This window comes from Arthrobacter agilis (genome assembly GCF_002953615.1).
Lineage (GTDB): Bacteria > Actinomycetota > Actinomycetes > Actinomycetales > Micrococcaceae > Arthrobacter_D > Arthrobacter_D agilis_B.
The window spans coordinates 3,478,023-3,480,044 of sequence record NZ_CP024915.1; the positions used below are offsets into that span (position 1 = coordinate 3,478,023).

Sequence of the window (2,022 nt, forward strand, 5' to 3'; positions counted from 1 at the left end):
GCCCGGGGCAGGCCGCGGAGCGCGACCGCCGCTAGGCTGGCGGGATGTACCGCATCGTCACCGTCTGCACAGGCAATATCTGCCGCTCGCCCATGGCCGAACTCATGCTGACCCATGCGTTCGGCAAGGCGGGCCTGGGGGACGACGTGGTCATCGACTCCGCGGGGACCACCGACTGGGAGGCCGGCAGGCCGATCGACGAGCGTGCCGCGGCCAAGCTGACCGAGCTCGGCATCGAGAGCCACCTGCACCGGGCCCGCATGTTCGAACCGGACTGGTACCGCGAGCGCGACCTGATCCTCGCCCTCGACCTCGACCACTACCGTGAGCTGCGCCGGGACGCGCCCGACGACGACGCGCGCGACAGGATCCACCTCCTGCGCGAGTTCGACCCCTCGACCACGGACACGGAGCTCGACCACCTCGGCATCTACGACCCCTGGTACGGCGATGCCAGCGACTTCGAGGCCACCTGGAAGATGGTCGACGGCGCGGTGGACGGCGTGGTGCGTTACGTCCGGAACGAGCTCGACGCCGACGGTTCGGAGGCCTGACGCCCGGCGCTTACCATGAACGGGTGAATCCCTCCCTCTGGCTGGCGCTGCTCGGCGCCGGAACGCTCATCAGCTTCGTCCCGGGTGCCGGTGCCGTGAACACGATGAGCAACGCCCTGACGGTCGGCTTCCGGCGTTCCATCTGGGGCATCCTCGGCCAGCAGGCGGCCCTGGTCGTCCACATCGGCATCGCCGCGGCCGGTGTCGGGATCCTCGTCACCAACTCCCCGCTCGCCTTCAACCTGATCCGCTATTCCGGCGCCGCCTACCTCGTGTACCTCGGGATCCGGAAGTTCCTGCAGAAGCCCGAGCACAGCGAGGTCCGGGCGCTGCAGCACAGCGAGGGCGCCTTCTCGATGTTCCGCCGCGGCGTCTGGGTGAACCTGCTCAACCCCAAGGCGATCGTGTTCTTCCTCGCCCTCATCCCCCAGTTCATCCGCCCGGATCAGCCCCTGCTCGGCCAGTACGGCGTGCTGGCAGCCACCGTCATCGCCATCGACGTCCTGGTCATGTGGTTCTTCTACGCCGGCACGGCACGCTCGTTCCGGCGCTTCACCCGCGACGACCGCGGTCAGGTGATCCTCAACCGCACCTTCGGGTCGCTGTTCGTCGGTGTCGGCGCGCTGCTCGCCCTGGCCTGACCCATGCCCACCTCCTCCCCGCTGCTCATCGCGATCGACGGCCGGTCCGGTGCGGGCAAGACGACCCTCGCCGTCGAGCTCGCCGCGCTCCTCCGTGAGCATCACAGCGTCAGCCTCTTCCACCTCGAGGACGTCTACCCCGGCTGGGACGGGCTCGCGGACGGCACGGCACGCTACGTCGAGCGCGTCCTGCGTCCCCTGGCGGCAGGGCGGACCGCCCGCTGGAATGCCTGGGACTGGGACCGGGGGCGGGACGGCGCCGAGCACACGACACCGGCGGCGGAGATCGTGCTCCTGGAAGGCGTGGGTGCCGCGACCGCGGCGGCACGCGCGCACCTCGACGCCGTCATCTGGGTCGAGGCGGCCGATGCGGTCAGGATGCGCACGGCACTGGAACGCGACGGCGACACCTATGCGCCCTTCTGGCAGCGGTGGGCGGACCAGGAGGACGCCTGGCTGGCGGAGGACGATCCGGCTGCCGCCGCCGACGTCCTCGTGCAGGGCCACCGCGGTCCGCCGTCACCGCAGGCCGTGCGCCTGGCCCTCACCGGGCTGCCCTCGTGCGCCGTCCTGCTGGCTCCGGAGCGTGCCGGGCGGCGCGGGCTGACACTGGACTGCGAGCGCATCGACGCGGTGCCGGACCCGGCCGCCCTGTTCTCCACGCTGTACGGGGCCTCCCCGTCCGCGGTGTGGCTCGACAGCTCCGACGCCACGGGAACGACCGGCCGGGACCAGCGCAACCGGTTCAGCATCCTGGCCGATTCCGGTGGCGTCTTCGGGCAGCAGGCCCTGCATCGCGCCGGGGTCACCGAGATCAACCTCCCTGG

2 protein-coding genes and 1 pseudogene are annotated in these 2,022 nt (G+C 71.1%); all 3 read left to right on the plus strand.

The features are described from left to right. Positions 1-44: 44 nt before the first annotated feature. A complete protein-coding gene (locus CVO76_RS17155) occupies positions 45-554 on the plus strand; it encodes a low molecular weight protein-tyrosine-phosphatase (protein ID WP_208740254.1) in 510 nt (169 codons plus the stop codon). A 23-nt stretch (positions 555-577) separates the two neighbouring features. Beyond that, positions 578-1,195: a LysE family transporter gene (locus tag CVO76_RS17160; protein ID WP_208740255.1), complete on the plus strand. Its 618-nt coding sequence runs from the start codon at positions 578-580 to the stop codon at positions 1,193-1,195. A gap of 3 nt (positions 1,196-1,198) precedes the next feature. Further along, positions 1,199-2,022 (plus strand): annotated as a pseudogene (locus CVO76_RS17165) (aminodeoxychorismate synthase component I); the annotation flags it as partial.